Source organism: Nitrosomonas eutropha, assembly GCF_900116685.1.
Lineage (GTDB): Bacteria > Pseudomonadota > Gammaproteobacteria > Burkholderiales > Nitrosomonadaceae > Nitrosomonas > Nitrosomonas eutropha_A.
The window spans coordinates 103898-126107 of record NZ_FPBL01000005.1; the positions used below are offsets into that span (position 1 = coordinate 103898).

Annotated in this window: 16 protein-coding genes; 6 read left to right on the forward strand and 10 right to left on the reverse strand. The window is 53.7% G+C overall.

The genetic code is table 11. The features are described 5' to 3' along the window. The first annotated feature begins 23 nt into the window (after nt 1-23). Both speD and speE read left to right on the forward strand, forming a co-directional pair. On the forward strand, nt 24-431 hold the full coding sequence (speD, locus tag BM331_RS07145; RefSeq protein WP_074928400.1) for an adenosylmethionine decarboxylase: 408 nt from the start codon (nt 24-26) through the stop codon (nt 429-431). Then, on the forward strand, nt 431-1390 hold the full coding sequence (speE, locus tag BM331_RS07150) for a polyamine aminopropyltransferase (RefSeq protein WP_074928401.1): 960 nt from the start codon (nt 431-433) through the stop codon (nt 1388-1390). Before speD ends, speE begins: the two co-directional genes overlap by 1 nt. Nucleotides 1391-1453: 63 nt before the next feature. On the opposite strand, the gene BM331_RS07155 is transcribed toward speE, so the two are convergent. From BM331_RS07155 to BM331_RS07170, 4 genes are all read right to left on the reverse strand, one after another. Beyond that, a complete protein-coding gene (locus tag BM331_RS07155; protein WP_256214849.1) occupies nt 1454-2290 on the reverse strand; it encodes a c-type cytochrome in 837 nt (278 codons plus the stop codon). 96 nt (nt 2291-2386) lie between these two features. After that, on the reverse strand, nt 2387-4177 hold the full coding sequence (locus BM331_RS07160) for an ABC transporter ATP-binding protein (protein ID WP_074928405.1): 1791 nt from the start codon (nt 4175-4177) through the stop codon (nt 2387-2389). Nucleotides 4178-4385: 208 nt separating this feature from the next. Beyond that, nucleotides 4386-4853, reverse strand: a complete 468-nt coding sequence (locus BM331_RS07165; protein WP_074928407.1) for a single-stranded DNA-binding protein — start codon at nt 4851-4853, stop codon at nt 4386-4388. After that, nucleotides 4854-6260: an MFS transporter gene (locus BM331_RS07170; RefSeq protein WP_256214846.1), complete on the reverse strand. Its 1407-nt coding sequence runs from the start codon at nt 6258-6260 to the stop codon at nt 4854-4856. 74 nt (nt 6261-6334) lie between these two features. Here BM331_RS07170 and uvrA point away from each other — a divergent pair, with 74 nt between their 5' ends. Both uvrA and BM331_RS07180 read left to right on the forward strand, forming a co-directional pair. After that, nucleotides 6335-9172 carry an excinuclease ABC subunit UvrA gene (gene uvrA / locus BM331_RS07175; protein WP_074928409.1) on the forward strand — a complete coding sequence of 946 codons (2838 nt, stop codon included), beginning with the start codon at nt 6335-6337 and terminating at the stop codon, nt 9170-9172. Then, a complete protein-coding gene (locus BM331_RS07180) occupies nt 9169-10440 on the forward strand; it encodes a glycerate kinase type-2 family protein (protein WP_074928411.1) in 1272 nt (423 codons plus the stop codon). The genes uvrA and BM331_RS07180 overlap by 4 nt, the downstream gene beginning before the upstream one ends. A gap of 82 nt (nt 10441-10522) precedes the next feature. Here the strand turns inward: BM331_RS07180 and acnA are convergent, their stop codons facing one another. Next, nucleotides 10523-13366 (reverse strand): aconitate hydratase AcnA, encoded by a 2844-nt coding sequence (gene acnA, locus BM331_RS07185; protein WP_074928413.1) that lies wholly within the window; start codon nt 13364-13366, stop codon nt 10523-10525. A 142-nt stretch (nt 13367-13508) separates the two neighbouring features. Here acnA and BM331_RS07190 point away from each other — a divergent pair, with 142 nt between their 5' ends. Further along, entirely contained in the window at nt 13509-14414 is a 906-nt protein-coding gene (locus BM331_RS07190; protein WP_074928415.1) for a D-hexose-6-phosphate mutarotase, read from the forward strand. Between the two features lie 42 nt (nt 14415-14456). After that, nucleotides 14457-15020: an NADPH-dependent FMN reductase gene (locus tag BM331_RS07195; protein ID WP_074928417.1), complete on the forward strand. Its 564-nt coding sequence runs from the start codon at nt 14457-14459 to the stop codon at nt 15018-15020. Nucleotides 15021-15170: 150 nt separating this feature from the next. On the opposite strand, the gene BM331_RS07200 is transcribed toward BM331_RS07195, so the two are convergent. From BM331_RS07200 to BM331_RS07215, 5 genes are read right to left on the reverse strand one after another with little or no spacing between them, the layout of a single operon-like run. Then, nucleotides 15171-18194: a type I restriction endonuclease subunit R gene (locus tag BM331_RS07200; RefSeq protein ID WP_074928419.1), complete on the reverse strand. Its 3024-nt coding sequence runs from the start codon at nt 18192-18194 to the stop codon at nt 15171-15173. Further along, complete coding sequence (locus tag BM331_RS12045; RefSeq protein ID WP_218154567.1) at nt 18191-18769, reverse strand: restriction endonuclease subunit S; 579 nt, start codon at nt 18767-18769, stop codon at nt 18191-18193. The genes BM331_RS07200 and BM331_RS12045 overlap by 4 nt, the downstream gene beginning before the upstream one ends. Next, complete coding sequence (locus tag BM331_RS12050) at nt 18762-19454, reverse strand: restriction endonuclease subunit S (protein WP_218154568.1); 693 nt, start codon at nt 19452-19454, stop codon at nt 18762-18764. Before BM331_RS12050 ends, BM331_RS12045 begins: the two co-directional genes overlap by 8 nt. Beyond that, the gene (locus BM331_RS07210) at nt 19451-20464 is read right to left on the reverse strand and encodes a virulence RhuM family protein (RefSeq protein ID WP_074928421.1); all 1014 of its coding nucleotides are present in this window, start codon (nt 20462-20464) and stop codon (nt 19451-19453) included. The genes BM331_RS12050 and BM331_RS07210 overlap by 4 nt, the downstream gene beginning before the upstream one ends. Then, nucleotides 20461-22041, reverse strand: a complete 1581-nt coding sequence (locus BM331_RS07215; RefSeq protein WP_074928422.1) for a type I restriction-modification system subunit M — start codon at nt 22039-22041, stop codon at nt 20461-20463. The genes BM331_RS07210 and BM331_RS07215 overlap by 4 nt, the downstream gene beginning before the upstream one ends. Between the last annotated feature and the right edge of the window lie 169 nt (nt 22042-22210).

The following is a 22210-nucleotide window of genomic DNA, read 5'->3' on the forward strand; positions in this document are numbered from 1 at the left end:
TAAAAGAAAAGGGAGTTATATCCATGAATCCTATGATTACCGTTACATCCATACCATCCACCGTTAAGCGCAGTGCCACGGGTTTGCATTTGATTGGTGATTTATACGGTTGTTCGTGCGATGAACGCTTGATGCTGGATGCTGACTTTCTGGAAACGTTCTGCAAGCAATGCGTAACCGTAGCTGGCTTAACCATCGTTGGTAGTCTTTTTCACAGTTTTGGTGAAGGAGGCGGTGTGACAGGGGTGGTGGTACTGGCAGAATCCCATTTATCCATTCATACCTGGCCAGAATCCGGTTATGTGACCCTGGATGTGTATGTCTGTAACTATTCGTCCGACAATCGCCCCAAAGCACAGCAACTGTTCGACAGCATTCTGGAAGCCTTCAATCCGGCTGATCCGCATCTGCACCGGGTTGAGCGTGCGTGATGGAAGAATCCGGCAATGCTTATGAAGCGCGTTATGTAGCAGAGCGTCTGAGCCCGGATTTTGGTTTTTATCTGCGTGCAAGCCGACAACTGGCAAAGGTAAACTCGGCCTGGCAAAAAATTGAGATTTTTGAGAATCCACTGTTTGGCCGGGTGATGCGCATTGATGGCTGTTTCATGACCTCGGAGCGTGATGAATTTTTTTATCATGAACCAATGGTGCATTTGCCCGCCATTAGCCATGGCGCACCACGCCACGCTCTGATTGTCGGTGGGGGCGATGGCGGCGCAGCAGAAGAGCTACTCAAATATCCTGGGTTGCAGCGCCTGGTACTGGCTGAACTAGATGGCGAAGTGATCCGGATGGCGCGAGAATGGTTATCAACCATTCATCGCGGTGCATTTGATGATCCGCGCCTGGAGCTGCGCCTGGGCGATGCGCTGCCTTTTATTGAAAGTGGCACTGAACGCTTCGATCAGATTATTCTCGACTTGACTGACCCGTTCGGACCGGCAACCGAACTTTACACAGTTGAATTTTATCGTGCTTGCCAAAAGCTGTTGAATCCCGGTGGGGTAATTTCGCTGCATATCGGATCGCCCATTCATTTGCAGACACCCATGGCAAGAATTGCCGCTTCGTTACGGGAAGTGTTTACCATCGTTCGCCCCTATTTGCAGTATGTTCCGCTCTACGGCACGTTATGGTGCATGGCCATGGCTTCCGATACGGTTGATCCCCTCCTCCTGAACCCGGAAGAAGTTAATGCACGCCTGGATAAACAAGGGTTGCAGGATTTGCAACTCTACAACGGAGCGACTCACCACGCCCTGCTCGCACAACCCAATTTTGTACGCGAGATCCTGCAGCGGCCGGTTAAATCAATTCACCGGGGTGAAATACTTGAAGGAATCAACGATCCCGAATCATTGCCTGGCGTTACCGTCATCCCGGCCTGAGAACCTGTTCAAAGAATACTGGACGCGCTGCTGTACATCATTACCAGAGCAACAGTAGCAGAATCAATCTTTGCTGTTTTTCGCGGGTGGAATGTGCTTCACCCTCTGCATAGCCGTCAGGTAAGCAATAATTTCCTCCAGCACCTTCTCCCGCTCCGGTATTGCTGCAGCCAGCGCTGGCATGGGCGTGTTGTAGCGCAGGCTGGCCGGATCATCAATCCAACGTTTCAGGTATTCCGGTTTGAAGTATTCGGTTACGCTGATGGGGTAATTTAATTCAGGTGCTTTTCCCCCGCCTTGTCCGTTGATGGTATGGCACACCATGCAATACTTGCGGAAATGCAGAAAACCACGTTTGACTTCGGCAGAAACACGCGCTGGCGGAAACATCCCCGGGAAACGGGTGGCAAAAGAAGCGAGCTCAATGCCAATGATCTGATACGGCATATCGGCAGCGCCTTCCTCAAGCAGGATGGGGAATTTCAGGTTATCCCATACCAGATAAACCGGCCCCAGTTCCACCACTTCATGATTTTGCAGTGTGTTATTCAGTATAAAAGGGGAACCATCTGCGCTGGCAACAGCAAGATAGGCGTCGTAAGCGAGAAACTTCGCAACCGGAATACTGGGCTGATAGCCATCTTTGCAGCTAAAGACAATCTCGTCTGCAGCTCTCCAGCCTTGTCCAAAAATCTGATCCAAAACGGGCCGCACAGGATAAGCCTTATATTGGCGCTCCCTGTGCTCGTGCACTTCAAAAACATTCAATATTGTCCACCTGCTAAAGGTATCAAGCTCCTCTGGTTTTAGCGATTGGGCGATGCTGTCCTGATTTTTGAATTTGATGAGGGTATCAATTGCATCAGCTTGTGCATGCGCCGGATGGATAAGGCCAATCATCAAACACACACTCAGTATCAAGTATCTGCAATAGAGCGTAATGCGAATATGTTGATTGCAATACCGATTAAGAAAATGTTTGCGATCTTGTTCCATTTATTCAACCAGAAATCCATTTGTCTGCCGGGTCCACAATTGGGTGTAAGCGCCATTGGCAGCCAGCAGTTTGGCATGGCTGCCGTCTTCAATAATACGCCCGTGGCGGAACACCAGAATGCGATCCAAGTGTGCAATGGTAGAAAGGCGGTGCGCAACCACGATAACAGTCTTGTTTTGCATGAGTGTATCCAGGCTGTTCTGGATGGCTTGTTCAGTCACGGAATCCAGGCTGGAAGTAGCTTCATCCATGATCAGAATCGGCGCATTCTTTACGATCACCCGGGCGATGGAGATACGCTGCCGCTGGCCACCAGAGAGCTTTACACCACGCTCGCCCACCAGTGATTCATACTGACTGGGCATGCGCTCGATAAATTCATGCGCATCCGCGCCGCGTGCCGCCAGTTCAATCTCTTCCTGATTAGCATCGGGGCGACCATAACGGATGTTCTCCAGCAGTGTGCGGTGAAACAGTCCCGGATCTTGCGGAATTAGGCTGATTTGTGCATGCAGGGATTGCTGGGTAATGTTCCGGATATCCTGGCCATCAATCAGAATACTGCCTTGCTGGGGATCGTACAGCCGCAAAATCAGGTTCAGCAAGGTGGATTTACCGGAACCGGAATATCCCACCAGCCCAACACGTTGCCCGCCTTCAATCCGCAAATTGAGATTTTCAAATACCGGGCTGCCAGGAACATAACTGAAGGTAACATCACGCAATTCAATACAACCCCGGGTAACCTGCAGCGGTTTTGCTCCAGGGGGATCGGTAATTTCGTGTTCGCGCACGATGGTATACACCCCGTTGGTAATATTGCCAATGTATTCAAACAGATCAATGAAACGACGACTGATGTTGCGCACTTCATTGATGATCAGCAATGAAAGGCTGATGCTCATCACAAAATCAGCGACTGATATTTGATCCTGCTGCCACAGCCATAACGCAAACAGCAATGTCCCCACTTTGAGAATTAGTGCTAGCGAATATTGAAACCATAGGATTCTCTCGTTGGACCAAAGCCAGCGTCGCGCCGCAGTAATTTCATTATTCAGAAAATTTTTCAGATAACTGCGCTCGAAGCCCAGCATGGCAAACAATCGCACACTGGCAAGATTGGTAACGGCATCTACCACTTTGCCAATTGTAATACTGCGTGCCTCGGCCGATTTATGCGCCAATGGCCGGCAACGTCGCGCCAGCCGGTAAGAAACACTCAGAAAGAGTAATGCCCATACCAGCGTAAACAAGGCCAGCGGAATGCTGGCATACCACAGCAGAGCAACTGATACCGTCAGTGTGACGACAATCGGCAGAAAATCAAATACCAGCGTCCACAATGTCATGTTAACGCTGGTGGAAGTTTCTGAAATGCGACTGGCCAGCGCACCAGCAAAATTATTGCTGAGAAAACGATGTGAATGATGTTGCAGGTATGCATACAGCTCGCTGGTTACCTGTGCACGCAAACGCGGGGCAACAACAATCCGGCAAGAGGCGCTGGCACGGCTGAACAGCACTTCACTCAGGTTAAGCACGATATAGAGCCCGAGTGGAAAGGCAACGGCGGCAAAGATCTGTTCCCGCACATTGATCGCATCCGTTACCCCGCCGACAATCTGGCCGATGGCATACGGCGTCAGAATACCGCTGGCCGAAGAACCGATTTCCAACAGCACAACCAGCGCACACCAGCCGGTGTAATGCCTGAAAAAATGCAGCAGAAAAGGAACCGGTTCGCCCGGCAACGCTGGGGCGTGCGGGGAAGAGTGTGTTTCATTCATTAATCAGGAACAACAGGAAAAGAGTGTTTGTGCCTCATGGTAATGAGATGAGATGAGGTTTGTACAACTGACAAAGCAAGATAGCGATGTGCAGGTTGCGATGGTCAAACCAACTGGCACGTGGGACAGCGCGTAGAAGATAAAAATCAGAGTCTGGACAGGCGATAAGCTTGTCCAGGCTTGCTTGTGTTTACCTGATAGGTAGTCCCTAAAACGGAATATCGTCTTCCATATCATCGAAACCCGTGTTACTGCCAGTGGTACCTGCTTTGGCGGGCGGCTTGCTTGAGTATTCGTTACTCTGATCGGCCGGGGGTTCATAGTTGCCGCCACTGCTGCCACCCGAACGGCCACCGAGCATCTGCATGCGGTCGGCGACGATTTCGGTGGTATAACGTTCCACATTGGATTTATCCGTCCATTTCCGCGTTTGCAGCCGGCCTTCGATATAAATCTGTGAGCCTTTTTTCAGATATTCTCCGGCGATTTCAGCCTGTTTGCCGAACATGACCACCCGGTGCCATTCGGTGCGATCCTGCTTCTCGCCGCCCTTGTCTTTCCAGGTATCAGTAGTAGCGATATTCAGGTTCGCTATCGCATCACCGCTGGGCATGTAACGGATTTCCGGATCACGACCAAGATTACCGATCAACATAACTTTGTTTAATGAAGCCATTTATATATTTCCTTCCAGTAACTGAACCACTTTTTCTTCATCAAAACCCTTGAGATCAACCTTCAGGTAAGCCACCTGTTCATTGGCCAGTACAAGCGCCTCATACACTCCCGGCAAGGCCGCCAGTTCGCGTGATAAGTCATTGGCCTGTTCGGAATTCATTTTTCCAACCTGATACATTTTGGAACGGACAGCTGCTGGTGCCTGCATGGTGACGGCCAGTATCAACCAGATAATCAATAACCCGCTGCACATGATCGCCATGGCGTAAAAGCCAAAATGCTGGAACAAGTAACCGCCCAAGGCGGAGCCAACAAATGCCCCTAAAAACTGGGTGCTGCTGTAAACGCCGATGGCAGTTCCCTTGGCACCAACGGGTGCAATTTTAGAGATCAGTGAGGGCAGTGTTGCTTCGAGCAGATTGAACGCGGTGAAAAAGACCAGTAAGGCGAAAACCAGTCCCCAAAAGGAAGTGTTGAAGATCGCCAGTAACACCTGTGCCAGCAACAATAACGCTACGGCAGCGATGAAAACCGGTTTCATCCGCGCTTTTTTCTCGGCATAAATAATGGCGGGCACCATCAATATCACGGCACCCACCATGACGGGTAAATAAACCTGCCAATGATGATCAGCGGCCAGCCCGGTCTCCCGCAGGGATACTGGTACCACCAGCCAGAGCGCCATCAGGACCGCATGCAGGGCAAAAATGCCGTAGTTCAGTCGCAGCAGTTGTGGATCGCGCAGCACGTTACTGAAGCGGCTGGTAGTAACCTCGGTATCGGAATGAAAGCGGCTGATCGCTGGGTCAGGTACTACCTTATACATGACCAGCATCGCCAGTATAGCCAGACAGCCGGTAAGGGCGAAAATACCCGGCACGCCGATCCATTGATTCAGGATTGGCGCAGAGATCAGTGACAAGGCAAATACTGCGCCGATACTGATCCCGATCATCGCCATCGCCTTGGTGCGATGTTCTTCCCGTGTCAAATCAGCTGCCAGTGCCATGACCGCGGCTGAAATAGCCCCGGCGCCCTGGATAACGCGCCCGAAAATGACCCAGTAAATATCGGTTGCTGATGCTGCGACAAAGCTGCCAATAGCAAACAGGATCAGGCCGAGATAAATAACCGGCTTGCGCCCGATGCGATCAGACAGCCAGCCGAATGGGATCTGCAGAATCGCCTGCGTTAATCCATAAGCACCCAGCGCGATACCGATCAGCGTGTAACTGTCTCCTCCTGGCAGGTCTTTGGCAAAAAAAGTAAAAACTGGAAGAATAATGAACAGGCCGAACATGCGAAGTGCATAGACACCCGCCAGGCTGATGGAGGCGCGCAGCTCCACCCGGGACATTTTTTCAGGAAGTTTGGTTGCTGTTCTGGATGCAGGTGTTGCGGACATGAAGCGTAATCTTGAATTGTGATAAAAGCGGGAAGTTGGGTATATTATCAGGTTGACTCTTTCTTAGGTAGCCGATGGAATTCATCAGGATCCGTGGTGCACGGACACATAATCTTAAAAACGTAGACCTTGATCTGCCACGCAACCGGCTAATTGTGATCACCGGGTTATCCGGCTCCGGCAAATCTTCACTGGCTTTCGATACGCTGTATGCGGAAGGCCAGCGGCGTTATGTTGAATCACTTTCTGCGTATGCACGGCAGTTTTTGCAATTAATGGAAAAGCCGGATGTTGATCTGATCGAAGGGTTATCACCCGCCATTTCAATCGAGCAAAAAGCCACTTCGCATAACCCGCGCTCCACTGTGGGAACAGTCACCGAAATACATGATTATCTGCGCTTGCTGTTTGCCCGGACGGGGGAGCCGCACTGCCCGGAGCATGGCATTGCGCTGGCGGCACAAAGTGTTTCGCAAATGGTTGACCAGGTGATGGAATTACCGGCCGATACCCGGTTGATGATTCTTGCGCCAGTGGTAACCGGGCGTAAGGGTGAGCAGCTGGAATTGTTTGATCAGCTGCGTTCGCAAGGATTTGTGCGCGTCCGACTGGATGGGGAAGTGCATGATATCGATGCCCTGCCGAAGTTGCAGAAAAACAGGAAACATACGATTGAAGTGGTGATTGATCGTCTCAAAATTTCACCAGAGATCAAGCAGCGCCTGGCAGAATCTTTTGAAACGGCCTTGCACTATGCTGAAGGCAAGGCGGTGGCGGTAGAAATGGATACCGGTAAGGAATACCTATTCTCTGCCAGATTCAGTTGTCCGGTATGTAGCTATGCCTTATCCGAGCTTGAACCACGTCTGTTTTCTTTCAACAACCCCGCTGGCGCGTGCCATCGCTGTGACGGGCTGGGGCAGATCACTTTTTTTGATCCGGCGCGGGTGGTGGCTTTTCCGTATTTATCACTGGCTACGGGCGCCATCAAAAGCTGGGATCGGCGTAATCAATTCTATTTCCAGATGTTGCAGGCAGTAGCAACGCATTACCACTTCAATCTTGAAGTTCCGTTCGAGCAATTGAGCGAGGCTGCACAACAGGTTGTGCTGTATGGTTCCGGCAAGGAAAAAGTCACATTTACTTACTTCAACGAGCAAGGCAAAACCAATCAGCAAACGCATGTGTTCGAGGGCATTATCCCCAGCCTGGAGCGCCGTTATCGGGAAACTGAATCCCAAACTGTGCGGGAAGAGCTGGCCAAATTTATCAATGCACGCGTCTGTCCGGAATGTGAAGGTACGCGCCTGCGCCGTGAGGCCCGTCACGTTACGGTGGGTGGTGAGACGATTTTTGCGATCAGCGCCTGGCCGCTGCGGCAAGCCAAACAGTTTTTTGATGAAATGAAGCTGGAAGGCCATAAACAGGCCATTGCAGAACGTATTGTTAAGGAAATATCCAGCCGCCTGCAGTTTCTTAACAATGTCGGGCTGGATTATCTTTCACTCAACCGATCTGCCGATACGCTTTCTGGCGGGGAAGCACAGCGTATTCGCCTCGCCAGTCAGATCGGCTCCGGCTTGACCGGTGTTATGTATGTGCTGGACGAACCTTCGATTGGCCTGCATCAGCGTGATAATGAACGTTTGCTGGAAACCCTCAAGCATCTGCGTGATCTCGGCAATAGCGTTATCGTGGTGGAGCATGATCAGGACGCCATCCTGCTGGCAGATTATGTCGTCGATATGGGCCCCGGCGCCGGTGAACATGGCGGGTGTGTGGTTGCGGAAGGCACGCCTGCTGCTATTCAGGCAAATCCTGCCTCACTCACCGGGCAATTTCTTTCCGGCCAGCGTTCCATTGCCATCCCGGCTGCGCGCACCTCTCCTGATCCAGAGAGAATACTGACCATACGCGGAGCAAGTGGTAATAATCTCAAACAGGTCGCACTTGATTTGCCGGTCGGACTGCTGGTATGTGTGACGGGGGTTTCAGGTTCAGGGAAATCCACCCTGATCAACGACACGCTGTATCGTGCTGTGGCGCGGCATTTGTACGGCAGTCTGACTGATCCGGCGGCTTATCAGGAAATTGACGGGCTGGGCTTTTTCGATAAGGTGATCGACATCAACCAAAGCCCGATCGGACGTACGCCCCGTTCCAATCCTGCCACGTACACTGGCCTGTTTACCCCTGTACGTGAGTTGTTTGCTGGTGTGCCACAAGCCAGGGAACGCGGTTATCTGCCCGGCCGATTTTCGTTTAACGTCAAGGGCGGGCGCTGTGAAGCCTGCCAGGGCGATGGTGTTATCAAGGTGGAAATGCATTTTTTGCCGGATATCTATGTCGCCTGCGATGTGTGCCATGGGCAGCGTTACAACCGGGAAACACTGGAGATTCAATACAAAGGCAAAAATATCCACGAAATCCTGCAAATGACCGTTGAAAATGCGCATGTATTTTTTGAAGCGGTGCCGGTGATTGCCCGCAAACTGCAAACCCTGCTGGATGTGGGGCTGGGCTATATCACGCTGGGACAATCCGCCACCACGCTATCTGGGGGCGAGGCGCAGCGCGTTAAACTTTCTCTGGAATTATCCAAGCGCGATACCGGTCGCACGCTCTACATTCTGGATGAACCTACCACCGGCCTGCATTTTCAGGACATCGACCTGTTGCTCAAAGTGCTGCATCGCTTGCGTGATAATGGCAATACCGTAGTGATCATCGAACATAATCTGGATGTCATTAAAACGGCAGACTGGATTATTGATCTTGGCCCGGAAGGCGGTGCCGGGGGTGGCAGAATCATCGCCGAAGGTACGCCGGAAGCCGTGGCAGCAATGCCCGACAGCTTTACCGGCCAGTTTCTCCGGCCATTGCTTTTCAGTACCACCCAAACCTCTTCATGAATCCGCGCGAACTTCTGCTTGATAGCTTTCATGCTGCTGTTGATGCCGCTGATCCGCTGAAAATTGTGCCCTGTCATCTGCCTGAACCGCCACGTGGGAACACGCTGGTGGTCGGTGCTGGCAAAGCGGCTGCCGCCATGGCGCGCGCAGTGGAAGAGAATTGGCCGGCAGATCATCCCCTGGAAGGGATTGTGGTGACGCCTTATGGTCATGGATGGGCAACGAGCAGCATCATGGTGATTGAAGCCAGTCACCCGGTACCGGACACGCAAGGTGAAATGGCCACCCGCGCCATGCTGGAATCGGCACGCATACTCACGCCGAATGATCTGCTGCTGGGATTGTTCAGCGGCGGGGGCTCCAGTCTACTATCTGCGCCCATTCCCGGAGTAACACTGGATGAACTGAAATCAATCACTCGTCAGCTATTGCGTTGTGGCGCTGCAATCCAGGAAATCAATATCGTGCGCAAGCATTTATCTGTCGTGCTGGGTGGCAGATTGGCAGCGGCCAGCCGGGCGCCGGTACACAGTCTCATCATCTCGGATGTCACCGATAACGATCCCTCCTCCATCGCATCCGGACCCTGTGCGCCGGATCCTTCCTCCTGGCAGGACATGCTGGCACTGATTGAGCGCTACGCTATCACCGTTTCTCCACAAACCCTGCGGGCTTTGCAGGAAAATAACCGTGCAGGACAAAATGAAACTCCCAAGCCGGGAGATCCGGTTTTCAGAAACGTAAAAAACAGGATCATCGCCACAGCACGACAATCACTCACGGCTGCCGCACAATTTTTTCGCGCACAAGGTATTACACCACTGATTCTCGGTGATACCGTAACCGGAGAGGCAAAGGAAATCGCCAAAATGCACGCCGCCATCGCACGGGAAGTACGACATTACAGCAATCCGTTTAAACCACCCGTCGCCCTGATCTCCGGCGGAGAAACCACGGTAACGGTAAAAGGTTCCGGCAGAGGTGGGCGCAATGCCGAGTTTCTGCTCTCGCTCGCCACCGCACTCAATGGATTGGAGGAAGTTTACGCATTGGCCTGCGATACTGACGGAATCGATGGCAGCGAAACCAACGCCGGCGCTGTGATCACACCAAACACCCTCAGCCGAGCAGAACAGGCTGACATTGATCCGGTCGCGTTACTGGGCGATAACAACGCCTGGACTTTCTTTAACCAACTGGGGGATCTGATTATCACCGGCCCAACCCGCACCAATGTTAATGACTACCGGGTAATTCTGGTTTTGTAGTTTTTAAGTTGACGAGCTTTCCAGTGGGCTGGATACCCAGTTCATCAGATCCTGTGGATACGCATCCTTGTTTTCAAGCAATTTAAGCATAAGCCTTTCTCAATACGTACTGCAAAATACCACCGTGGCGGTAGTAATCCACTTCGATTGCGGTATCAATGCGGCAGAGTAATTTAACTTCCTGGCGGGAGCCATCCTGTTTGTGAATAACCAGTGTAACTTCCTGTTGCGGATGGAGATTGCCCAGCTCCAGAATATCAAACCGTTCATCTCCCTGGATGCCAAGTGAAGCTGCACTATTGCCTTCCTTGAATTGTAGAGGCAGTACGCCCATGCCAATCAGGTTACTGCGGTGGATACGTTCATAGCTTTGTGCAATTACTGCTTTTACTCCCAGCAGTTGTGTACCTTTGGCGGCCCAGTCACGGCTTGAGCCGGTACCGTATTCCTTGCCGGCAAATACCACAGTCGGCATACCATCCTGAATATACTGCATAGCTGCATCGAAGATGCTCATCTGCTTGCCATTACGCTCATCATCGCTGCGGTACAACGTCACACCGCCTTCGCTGCCGGGCACCATCAGATTTCTGATGCGTACATTGGCAAACGTGCCGCGCATCATGACATGATGATTACCCCGACGCGAGCCATAGCTGTTGAAATCCGCCCGGTTAACGCCGTGTTCCAGCAGATATTGCCCGGCTGGTGAAGATTCCTTGATAGCACCTGCGGGGCTAATGTGGTCGGTTGTGACTGAATCGCCAAACACTGCCAGTGCACGTGCACCCTGAATAGCATCTGCTATTTTGACCTGGCTAATTTCCAGGGAAAAATCCTCAAAAAACGGGGGCTCAGCAATGTAGGTGGAGGCCGGCCAGTCATACGATTTGCCGGTGGCCGAAGTGATATTGTTCCAGAGAGTATGATCTGTTGTGAAATCACCGTACAACCTGCGGAAAGTGTCCGCCTGGGTGGCAAATTTCATCATAGATTCGATTTCTGCGCTGCCTGGCCAGATGTCGCGCAGCCACACAGGGTTACCATCCTTACCTGTGCCTAACGGCTCATGTGTTGGATCTTTCAGTACCGATCCAGCAATAGCATAAGCCACCACCAACGGGGGAGATGCCAGGAAATTGGCGCGAATGTTGGGGTGAATCCTTGCCTCGAAATTACGGTTACCGGATAACACCGCCGCACAAACCAGGTCATCCTTGACCACCGTTTCTTCAACCACTTTCGGCAAAGGCCCGGAGTTTCCGATACAGGTCGTACAACCATAACCAGCCAGGCTGAAACCAAGCTGCTCCAGATAGGGCATCAAACCGGCAGCACGGAGATATTCCGTGACGACACGTGAGCCGGGAGCCAGCGATGTCTTAATATGTTTCTTGACTGTCAACCCTTTCTCTACTGCTTTTTTAGCCAGTAAACCGGCAGCAATCAGCACGCTCGGGTTGGAGGTATTGGTGCAGGAGGTAATGGCGGCAATCAGGATGTCACCATGACGCAGTTCAATAGATTGTATTGGACTGCCGTTAGCAGCAGTTTGCGGGGTAGGGCGGTTATTGGTCATCTCGGCCACATTGCGCGCACTTCCGGGTAGCAATGCAGATTCATTTTGACTGCTGTCGGGAGCAACGCAAAGGTTGGATTGCGCATGGCTGTCGCGGGTGGTGTAAGTGTTTCCTAATACTTCTGCTGCTTTGCCGTAGCCATTTTCTTTGACAGGTTTGCTAAATAACCCGGCAAAGGTAGATTTCAGATCTTTGAGTGCAATTCGATCTTGCGGACGTTTTGGTCCGGCTAGAGAAGATTCAATCGTACTCAGGTTCAGTGTGAGTTCCTGGCTGTAGTCAATTGTGCCCTGGCGAGGAATGCCAAACAATCCTTGTTCCCGGAAATAACGTTCAAAGGCATCGATTTCCTCTGTGGTGCGGCCGGTATAACGGAAGTAGGCAAGTGTCACCTCATCCACCGGGAAAAAGCCCATGGTGGCGCCGTATTCAGGTGCCATGTTGGCAATCGTGGCACGATCCGGCAAACTCAGCGAAGCAATACCTTCACCGAAAAATTCGACAAATTTTCCGACTACGTTGGCCTTGCGCAGCATTTCTGTCACCGTCAACACCAGATCAGTGGCAGTGACGCCTTCTTGCAGATGACCAACCAGATTGACGCCGACTACATCTGGCGTCAGGAAGTAGACCGGTTGTCCCAGCATCCCGGCTTCAGCTTCAATTCCGCCTACACCCCATCCCACCACGCCAATGCTGTTGATCATCGTGGTGTGTGAATCGGTACCTACCAGGGTATCCGGATAAATCAATCCCTCCTTTTGATGCACGCCGCGCGCAAGATATTCCAGATTGACCTGATGCACGATCCCGATTCCCGGTGGAACCACGCCGAACGTATCAAACGCCTGCATCCCCCATTTAATGAACTGGTAGCGTTCGTGATTGCGCTGGAATTCAATTTCCATATTGCGCGCCAGTGCCTGGCTGTCACCGTAATAATCCACTTGTATTGAATGATCCACCACCAGATCCACCGGTACCAGCGGCTCAATCAATTCAGCATTTTTGCCCAGCCGCTTGGCTGCGCTGCGCATCGCGGCCAGATCAACCAGCAATGGCACGCCGGTGAAATCCTGCAGTACGATTCGCGCGACGACAAACGGGATTTCCTGCGTGCGTTCGGCGTTGGACTGCCAGCCGGCAAGCTGTCTGACATGGGTTTCAGTAATTTTTTTGTCATCGTAATTGCGCAAAATAGATTCCAGTACGATCCGGATAGAGACCGGCAGGCGAGAGATGGCTCCCAACCCGGCGGCCTCCAGTGCGGGCAGAGAATAAAACCGGGCTGTTTCACCGTTAGACAGGGATAACGTGCTTAAACTATTGAATAAATTGTGGGTCATGATGGCTCCTTAAATAAGAGACGACGGGCATTTTGTATTTATGCGGTAACCGTTTGAGTTTATCATTCGGCACTGGCTGCGGCCAAATACTTGACCTGACACCGATGGTTGCAGTTTTTTTGTATTTTTAAACGGGAGAATGATGAATATCGAGCAACTAAATCAAAAATACGGAATTGGGGAGCAGGTAGTTTTTAAAGAAGGGGAAGGCGGTTTACCCTTTATTCATATCAAGAATGAAAAGGCCAATGCGCTGATCTCGATTTACGGCGGACAGGTGCTTGCATTCCGACCAATACATGCGCAAGATGATCTTCTGTTTTTAAGCAAGCGTGCCTATTATCAACAGGGTAAGGCAATCAAAGGCGGTGTGCCGATTTGCTGGCCATGGTTCGGCCCGGATCCGGAAGGTAAAGGGCGATCAGCACATGGTTTTATGCGCAATCGCATGTGGGATGTCATCGAAACATCCACAACCCCGGACAGCGGCACTCGAATCGTACTGGGATCTGCAGACACGAAAGAAACGCAATCCATCTGGCCCCGTTCATTCATGCTGAGATTGGAAATTACCATCAGTAATACGCTTAATCTGGAGCTGATCACCCGCAACCCGGGTTCACAGACATGTACAATCACACAGGCTTTTCATACCTACTTCAGCGTGGGGGATATTCGGCAAACGCATGTATCCAGCCTGGAAAACACGCGCTATATCGATAAAGTGAACGATAACCTGGAAAAAAACCAGATCGGCGTTGTCACCATTGAGGCGGAAGTAGACCGAATTTACCAGTCAGTCGATAGCAATCTCATCATTCATGATACAGCCCGCAAACGCCGTATCCGCATTACTTCCAAAGGAAACAGAACCGCCGTCGTGTGGAATCCCTGGGCAAAAATCTCGACAAAAATGGCAGATCTGGAAGATGACGATTACCTGCGTTTTATTTGCGTGGAAACCACCAATGCCGCGACAGATCGGGTCCATATCCAGCCCGGCAGTGAGTTCCGGTTGGTTGCCAATTATCGGATTGAGCAGGATTGACAGAAATCTCCAGAATTTTCTGTTTGAAAACAAGGAAAAACAATGGCTTTAAAACTTCACATTATCACCTGTAGTACTCGTCCCGGACGTGTCGGGCCCCATGTCGCACAATGGTTCTGCGAAGCCGCTGCCCAGCACGGCAAATTTGAAGCGGTACCAGTAGACCTGGCAGAATTCAACCTGCCGGTGTACAACGAGCCAGAACACCCGGTGCGCCAGCAATATCAGCATGCGCATACCAAAGACTGGGCAGCCAGCGTCCACGCAGCTGATGCCTATGTATTCGTAACCCCGGAATACAATTTTGGCCCGCCGCCCTCACTGCTCAACGCGCTTAACTACGTTTACAAGGAATGGAATTACAAACCTGCCGGGATTGTGAGTTATGGCGGTGTATCCGGTGGATTGCGTGCTGCCCAGATTCTGAAACAAACACTGACTACCCTGAAAATCATGCCGATAGTGGAAGCCGTCACCATTCAGAATGTTTTCACGCTCATTGATGAAAACAAACACTTCACCCCAATTGATTCTCACCTCCGTGCTGCAACAACCCTGCTGGATGAACTGTATAAATGGGCACAGGCGCTTAAAACACTGCGGTAATACTGCTTGCTGCCAGCAGTCTCTGTTCAGGGTGGCCCTGATCTGCCCTGAATAACCTCGAATAACTGGCTGGATGCGCAGCAGCGTAGTGATGAATCTCCCTCGACATCGTCGTCAACCTTCCATTTTGGGAATATCTCAGCTCGCTTCTCACGCCAACCCAAAATACCGCTCGAAGAAGGCTGCCAGCCTGTCGAGCACCGTCCGCTTTTTGGCCGCGTGGCCGTTGTTCTTGGTGAATCGCGATACCGGCGGCAGAATCCTCGTGATAGCCGTGCCCGAGGTCGGGATGCTCCCGTCGCGGAAGGCGTTGTCGATGAAACTGCGCGCGCCCTCGGCGTTGAGGTTCTCCTCGGCGATGATGCGCTCCAGTTCCTCCACCTTCTTCGCCGCCACGAAGGCCTGCCACTGCGCATCCACCTTGGCCTTGGTGTTCACCGAATCGACGAACTGTTCGATCAGGTCTTTCTTGTTACGCAAGGACGGGCTGGAATTGATGGCGCGCTCGATGGTGGCACGGATTTCCTTGTCGTCGCCCGTGCCTTTTTTCTTCAGATACTGCTCGACCAGCAGCAGGATGTAATCGACGTTGATTTCCACCTGCTTGATGAGCTCGATCTCGAACACCACATCGTCGTTGATCGATTCCTTCTCAGCAGCCGACGTGGCGCGAAACTCCGCGTACAGGTTCAGGTACAGACTCTGGTAATCCTGAAACTCGCGCTCGGTCAGGATTTCGTGCCCGGCAAAATCGTCGAAGGCCGTGAGGATGTTTTTCAGCCGCAAGATCGAGCCGAACAACTTGATGAACGCCTTCTGCGCCGCCTCGCCGACGATGGCTTTGCCAAGAGGGAAGCCTGCCACCAGCTCACCCACGTGCTTCTCGTAGTCCTTGTAGTACTCGGCGTAGGGCTTGAGCAGCACGATCCCCTTGGCGTCCTTGTTGCCGAACAGGGCAAGCGCGTCGTTGGTCTCCTGCTCCAGATTGCGGAAGGAAACGATGTTGCCGTAGGTCTTGACCGAATTGAGGATGCGGTTGGTGCGCGAATAGGCCTGTATCAAGCCGTGGGCCTTCAGGTTCTTGTCCACCCACAGGGTGTTGAGCGTGGTGGCGTCAAAGCCAGTCAGGAACATGTTGACCACGATGACGATGTCCAGCTCACGTTTTTTCAGGCGCTGCGACAAATCCTTGTAGTAGTTCTGGAACTTGTCTGCCGAGGTGTCGAAGGAGGTAGAGAACAGCCCGTTGTAGTCCTGGATCGCGGCTTCCAGAAAATCGCGCGAGCTGGCATCCAGTCCATCGGTTTCAAACGCCTCCTCGCCGAGTAGGCCATCGGCTTCTCCCTCGTTGGCGGCAAAGCTGTAGATCAGGCTGATCTTGAGCTGTTGCGCCTCGGGCAACTCTTTCTGCTGTACCGCGAATTCCGCGTAATAGCGCTTGGCCGCATCGATGCTCACTGTGGCGAACAGCGAATTGAACCCCGCCAGCCGTCTGCCGTCGTGGCGGTAGCTGCTGGCACGCTTGGTTTTCTGGTCGAAGTGCTCGCGGATGTAGCCCGCGATCTGTGTGATGCGCTCCGGTGCCAGCAGTGCCCGTTCGGTGTCGATGGCTGACACCTGCTTGTCCTCGATCCCAGCAGGCAGTTTGATCGTGTTGATGTAGTCGATCCGGAACGGCAGCACGTTCTTGTCGTTGATCGCATCGACGATGGTGTAGGTGTGCAGCTTGTCGCCAAACGCCTGCTGCGTGGTGCGCCGCCGTGGGTCGCCACCCGCGCCCGAGTTCTCGGCAAAGATGGGCGTGCCGGTAAAGCCGAACAGGTGGTAGCGCTGGAATACCCGGGTGATTTCGGCGTGCATATCGCCGAACTGGCTGCGGTGACACTCGTCGAAGATCACCACCACATGGGCCTCATACACCGGGTGCTTCTTGTTCCTGGCGACGAAGCGGGAGAGCTTCTGGATGGTGGTGATGATGATGCGGGCGTTGGGGTCTTCCAACTGCCGTTGCAGCACCGCCGTAGAGGTGTTCGAGTTGGCCGCGCCTTTCTCGAAGCGCTCGTACTCGCGCATGGTCTGATAGTCCAGATCCTTGCGATCCACCACGAACAGCACCTTGTCGATGTCCGGCAAGCCCCGGGCCAACTGCGCCGCCTTGAAGCTGGTCAGCGTCTTGCCGCTGCCCGTGGTGTGCCAGATATAGCCACCCGCCGCCACGGTGCCGAGCTGCTTGTGGTTGGTGGCCGTGCCGATGCGCTGCAGGATGCGCTCGGCGGCGACGATCTGGTAGGGCCGCATCACCAGCAGCTTGCGATCCACATCGAACACGCAGTATTTGGTGAGGACGTTCAGCAGCGAATGCCTGGCGAAGAAGGTCTTGGTAAAGCCCTTCAGCTCGGTGATGGCCCTGTTCGTCGCGTCGGCCCACCAACTGGTGAAGGCAAAGCTGTTGGAGGTCTTGCTCTTGCCGCGCCTAGTGGTCTGCTCCTTCAAATGCCCATCGCGCACGGTGTTGCTGTAGTACTTGGTCAGCGTGCCGTTGCTGATAACGAACAGCTGCACGTACTCGAACAAGCCCAAGCCCGCCCAGAAGCTGTCGCGCTGGTAGCGATTAATTTGGTTGAAGGCCTCGCGGATATCCACGCCCCGGCGCTTCAACTCGATATGCACCATCGGCAGGCCGTTGACCAGCACCGTCACGTCATAGCGCGTGGCGCGCGCTCCTTCCGATTCATACTGGTTGATGACCTGCAAGGCGTTGTTGTGGATGTTGGCCTTGTCTACAAGATAGATGTTCTTGGTGCTGCCGTCGTCGCGCTTGAGCACCTGGATGTGGTCTTCCTGGATGCGTGCGGTCTTTTCGAGGATGCCATCGTTGGCTCCGGCGATGCTGGCGGTGAAAAACCGCTCCCACTCTGCGTCGGAGAATGTGATCTTGTTGAGCCTTTCCAACTGACAGCGCAGGTTGACCAGCAGTTCGACTTCCGAGGTGATGGTCAGGTAGTCATACGCCTGCATCTGCAACTGCTGGATGAAGGCCTTTTCCAGCTCGGCTTCGGACTGGTAGGCCCCGTCATGCACGCCGAGCGCATCGGGCAGAAACTCGGCGACAACGGTGCTCTCGTTGGACAGCGCAATCGGCTCGTAGCGGAAGGATTTGAGGTCTTCGCTCATGCGGCTTCCTTGAAGGTGAGCAGCCGGTTGCGGTAATGCGCATATTGCTGACGGCGGGCCTTGATCTCGGCGGGAAGGCCCGAACTGATGTCATTCACCAGTGCATCGAAGTGGTCGAGAATATTTGCGATGCGCACTTGTTCATCGTGGGGTGGAATGGGAATTGGGTATGACTTGATGATTCCGATATTCAAGTCAGAACGATTCCCTTGGCCGCGTGATCGCAAGTCTTCGTATTGGTTGACAAGCCAGTGATAGACGTATCGGTAGTGAGCAAGATCCGGATCGACCTCCAAATTACAACAGTGCTGGTTCGTCGTTAGCCGGATTTTGTTGACCGCAACACGTCCACGCGTAACCCCCGCACCCGAGATGGCAACAATGACACTGTTCTCGGGAACCCATTTGGCAGATGAGTTACGCAACCCCTCTTCTGTGATGGTGACACTAGTCGTAGAGATATCTGCGTAATCGACTTCCTGTGTGCGCAACCACGGAATATCACCTCCGTAATATTCGGCACGAGTCGATAGTGGAGTTCCTCCGGACGATGCGTTTAGGCAGATGTCATTCATCGTCATCCACCGTATACTTGCTTGCTTGCTTGCTTGCTTGCTTGCTTGCTTGCTTGCTTGCGTCAGCGTCCGTGCGCTCGCCGAACGTCAAGAGCGCGTCGCGGTAGTGCTTGTACTGCCGCCGACGCGCCTCCAACTCCGCCTCCAACTTGGTGAATTTATCCAGCACGTCAACTATTTCGCGTTGGATTTTGAGGGGCGGGACGGGAATGCGGATTTTCGCCAGACTCTTTGCCGAAACGTCAATAACCTTCGTGCCGGTCGCGTGCTTTCTTTTTTCAGAGAAGAACTCAGGTGTTTGCAGATAGTACGAAAGGTATTTGGGATCTTGGTCGTGCTTCAGCACCGTAGCATGACCACCGGTTACAATCTGACTACTTCCAAGCCAAGCGACGGCTTTGCAAACATCCTCAATGTTTTCGCTGGTATTTGTTATGATCAGGTCGCCCTGCTCGACCTTGGCAAGGCGCGCAGCTTTCTCTGGTGCGACAAAGGAAATCGTTTCTGTTGTCCAGATGCCGTAGTAAGTATAAATCTGTCCGTAGTGAATGCAGCCTGTGCCAAATTCCACGAAATCGGACTTCGGCATTCCGTTGCCACGCACCAATTCCCCGAAATCCCCAATAGCTCTAAACTCCACCCCATCCGGGCAAAGCTCCGCAATCAACTCTTCAATCCGGCTCATTGCTTCTTCCCTTCGATCTTCTTCTGCGCCTTCTTGACGGTTTCCAGAAACACCGCTTCCACCTCGGAAGGCTGCGCGGCCAGCTGGGTGCGGAATTTGGCGTATTCGGCTTGGGCGTGGGCCAGCGCGTCCTGGTGGCTGACCTTGCCTGCGCCTTGCAGGGTTTTTCCGCCCATGGCGGCGATCAATTGCTCCAGATGTGCCAGCCAATCCTTCATGTAGGTCGGCTCATGGTTCATGGCGCGGAATTCGGCGGCATCGAAGTACGCCGACACCAGCGTGTTCAAGCGCTTGAGTTCGTTCGCATCGAGGTAGTTCTTGGCATTGCCCGCTTCAGCCTTGGTGGGCTGAGGGCCTGAGAAAGACAGCAGGCCCATGAAGGGTTTGCCCGCGTCGGCACGCCGGGCAATCACTTCGGCGGCCGTCCGGCCGTGGGCGGCGTAGTGCAGCTTGTTTTGCACGGCCTTGAAGAACAGCGCGCTGGCGTCGGCCTTTGGGTCGTAATCGACACTGGTGGCGTACAGGTCGAGTACCTGCCGGTAAAGCACTTTTTCGCTGGAGCGGATGTCGCGGATGCGCTCCAGCAACTCTTTCCAGTAGCTGCCGCCGCCCAGGTTTTTCAGGCGGGCGTCGTCCATGGCGAAGCCCTTGACCAGGTACTCACGCAGGCGCTCGGTGGCCCAGATGCGGAACTGGGTGGCGATGGCGGATTTGACGCGGTAGCCCAGCGAGATGATGAGGTCAAGGTTGTAGAAGGGCAGCGTTCGCGCAACCTGGCGGGTGCCCTCGGTGCGAACCTGTCGGAATTCCCGACAGGTTGCCGCCTGGCTCAATTCGCCTTCGGCGTAGATGTTGGCGATGTGCTCCAGGACGTTGGTGCGCGATGTCTGAAACAGATCGGCCAGTTGCTGCTGGCTCAGCCAGACCGTGTCGCCATCGAGCTGGACATCGATGGCAGGCGCATCGCCGCGCTGGTAGAGGACGATTTCACCTGCAGGCTGCTCGTTCATGCCTGCCCTCCTTCCAGATCCGCCACGATGGCATCAATGGCCGTACGCAGTTCGGCCTGCCGCGCCACGATGTGGGCAATCTTGGCGTTGAGTGCCTGGATATCAACCACCTCGCGGGTATCTTCCTGTTCCACGTAGCTGCTGACCGCGATGTTGTAGCCGTTGGCGGCGATGTCGCCGTTCTCGACCAGCCGCGCGAAGTGCTCAACGCTCTGGCGGTCGGTGAAAGCACCGAGGATTTTTTGCTGATGTTCGGACAGCAGCTTGTTCTTGTTGCCGCCGCGCACGAAGCAGGCAGAGGCGTCGATGAACAGCGTGGCGTTGTCGCGCTTGGACTTCTTCAGCACGATGATGCAGGTGGCAATGGTGGTGCCGAAGAACAGGTCGGGCGGCAGCTGGATGACGGTGTCGACGTAGTTGTTGTCGATCAGGTACTGGCGAATCTTCTGCTCCGCACCGCCGCGATAGAGCACGCCGGGGAATTCGACGATGGCCGCCGTGCCGTTGACCGCCAGCCACGCGAGGATGTGCAGGGTGAAGGCCAGATCGGCCTTGCTCTTGGGGGCCAGTACACCCGCTGGGGCAAAGCGCGGGTCGTTGATCAGCAGAGGGTTGGCATCGCCGTCCCATTTGATGGAGTACGGCGGATTGGAGACGATGGCCTCGAAGGGTTCATCGTCCCAGTGCGCCGGATCGGTCAGCGTGTCGCCGTGGGCGATGTGGAACTTTTCGTAGTTCACATCGTGCAGGAACATGTTGATGCGGCACAGGTTGTAGGTGGTGAGGTTGATCTCCTGGCCGTAGAAGCCCTGCCGCACCGCATCGTGGCCCAGCACCTTGACGAAGTTGAGCAGCAGCGAGCCCGAGCCACAGGCCGGGTCATAGACCTTGTTGACCTCGGTCTTCCCCGCCACGGTGATGCGCGCCAAGAGTTCGGAGACTTCCTGCGGGGTGTAGAACTCGCCGCCGGACTTGCCCGCCGTGGAGGCGTACATCTGCATCAGGTATTCGTAGGCGTCGCCGAACAGATCGATGGTGTTGCCCGTGAACCCGCCGCCGTTGGACAGCGGCAGGTCGCCGATGGCGTCGAGCAGCTTGACCAGCTTTTCGTTGCGCTTGACCACGGTGGGGCCGAGCTTGCTGCTGTTCACATCGAGATCGTCGAACAGGCCCTTGATGTCATCCTCGGAATCACTGCCTGTGGCCGAGCCTTCAATGTCGGCAAAGAGGTTGCTCAGTGTCTCGTTGAGGTTGGCGTCATGCCGGGCGCGGGCCCGCACGTTGGCGAACAGCTCCGAAGGCAGGATGTAGAAGCCCTTTTCCTTCACCGTCTCCAAGCGGCCGAACTCGGCATCGGCATCGCTCAACTTGGCGTAGTCGAAGTCGGCGCTGCCCGCACGGCGCTCCTGCTCGTTGAGGTAGCTGGTCAGGTTCTCCGAGATGAAGCGGTAGAACAACATCCCGAGCACGTAGGTCTTGAAGTCCCAACCATCGACGCTGCCGCGCAGGTCATTGGCGATGCGCCAGATGGTTTTGTGCAGCTCGGCACGTTCGGTTTCTTTGGTGTTGTTATTCATGGAGCCGGATTTACAGATTATGAGCAATTTTGCTGTCAGGGATCATGCCCGCCATTGTGCTTATTTTTCTTCGCAGGGCAGACAGGTGGAGCAGGTTACCCGGACAACGCCGGGTATTCTGTGTATTTGTGCAACGATATCATACCAATTGCATGAAAACTGCAGGCGA

Coding starts and splice junctions, on each gene's coding strand:
- BM331_RS07155 (WP_256214849.1), bottom strand. CDS start 2,290: ATGATTGGCCTTATCCATCCGGCGCATGCACAAGCTGATGCAATTGAT.
- BM331_RS12045 (WP_218154567.1), bottom strand. CDS start 18,769: ATGAATGACATCTGCCTAAACGCATCGTCCGGAGGAACTCCACTATCG.
- BM331_RS07170 (WP_256214846.1), bottom strand. CDS start 6,260: ATGTCCGCAACACCTGCATCCAGAACAGCAACCAAACTTCCTGAAAAA.
- BM331_RS07200 (WP_074928419.1), bottom strand. CDS start 18,194: ATGAGCGAAGACCTCAAATCCTTCCGCTACGAGCCGATTGCGCTGTCC.
- uvrA (WP_074928409.1), top strand. CDS start 6,335: ATGGAATTCATCAGGATCCGTGGTGCACGGACACATAATCTTAAAAAC.
- BM331_RS07195 (WP_074928417.1), top strand. CDS start 14,457: ATGGCTTTAAAACTTCACATTATCACCTGTAGTACTCGTCCCGGACGT.
- BM331_RS07215 (WP_074928422.1), bottom strand. CDS start 22,041: ATGAATAACAACACCAAAGAAACCGAACGTGCCGAGCTGCACAAAACC.
- BM331_RS07190 (WP_074928415.1), top strand. CDS start 13,509: ATGAATATCGAGCAACTAAATCAAAAATACGGAATTGGGGAGCAGGTA.
- BM331_RS07210 (WP_074928421.1), bottom strand. CDS start 20,464: ATGAACGAGCAGCCTGCAGGTGAAATCGTCCTCTACCAGCGCGGCGAT.
- speE (WP_074928401.1), top strand. CDS start 431: ATGGAAGAATCCGGCAATGCTTATGAAGCGCGTTATGTAGCAGAGCGT.
- BM331_RS07180 (WP_074928411.1), top strand. CDS start 9,169: ATGAATCCGCGCGAACTTCTGCTTGATAGCTTTCATGCTGCTGTTGAT.
- acnA (WP_074928413.1), bottom strand. CDS start 13,366: ATGACCCACAATTTATTCAATAGTTTAAGCACGTTATCCCTGTCTAAC.
- BM331_RS07165 (WP_074928407.1), bottom strand. CDS start 4,853: ATGGCTTCATTAAACAAAGTTATGTTGATCGGTAATCTTGGTCGTGAT.
- speD (WP_074928400.1), top strand. CDS start 24: ATGAATCCTATGATTACCGTTACATCCATACCATCCACCGTTAAGCGC.
- BM331_RS12050 (WP_218154568.1), bottom strand. CDS start 19,454: ATGAGCCGGATTGAAGAGTTGATTGCGGAGCTTTGCCCGGATGGGGTG.
- BM331_RS07160 (WP_074928405.1), bottom strand. CDS start 4,177: ATGAATGAAACACACTCTTCCCCGCACGCCCCAGCGTTGCCGGGCGAA.